The sequence below is a fragment of the Serratia sp. C2(1) genome (assembly GCF_036352655.1).
GTDB classification, from domain to species: Bacteria; Pseudomonadota; Gammaproteobacteria; order Enterobacterales; family Enterobacteriaceae; genus Serratia; species Serratia inhibens.
The window spans coordinates 1-642 of the sequence record NZ_JAZFBA010000019.1; the positions used below are offsets into that span (position 1 = coordinate 1).

Here is a 642-nt window from a genome sequence, read left to right on the forward strand (position 1 = left end):
GGGGTGAGGACAGTGTCTGGTGGGTAGTTTGACTGGGGCGGTCTCCTCCCAAAGAGTAACGGAGGAGCACGAAGGTTAGCTAATCACGGTCGGACATCGTGAGGTTAGTGCAAAGGCATAAGCTAGCTTGACTGCGAGAGTGACGGCTCGAGCAGGTACGAAAGTAGGTCTTAGTGATCCGGTGGTTCTGAATGGAAGGGCCATCGCTCAACGGATAAAAGGTACTCCGGGGATAACAGGCTGATACCGCCCAAGAGTTCATATCGACGGCGGTGTTTGGCACCTCGATGTCGGCTCATCACATCCTGGGGCTGAAGTAGGTCCCAAGGGTATGGCTGTTCGCCATTTAAAGTGGTACGCGAGCTGGGTTTAGAACGTCGTGAGACAGTTCGGTCCCTATCTGCCGTGGGCGTTGGAAGATTGAGAGGGGTTGCTCCTAGTACGAGAGGACCGGAGTGAACGCACCACTGGTGTTCGGGTTGTCATGCCAATGGCACTGCCCGGTAGCTAAGTGCGGAAAAGATAAGCGCTGAAAGCATCTAAGCGCGAAACTTGCCTCGAGATGAGTCTTCCCTGGGCCTTTAAGGTCCCTGAAGGAACGTTTAAGACTAAGACGTTGATAGGCTGGGTGTGTAAGTGCAG

1 rRNA gene is annotated in these 642 nt (G+C 54.0%); it reads left to right on the forward strand.

What is annotated here, in order from left to right:
- Positions 1-642, forward strand: a 23S ribosomal RNA gene (locus tag V2S86_RS25330); the annotation flags it as partial.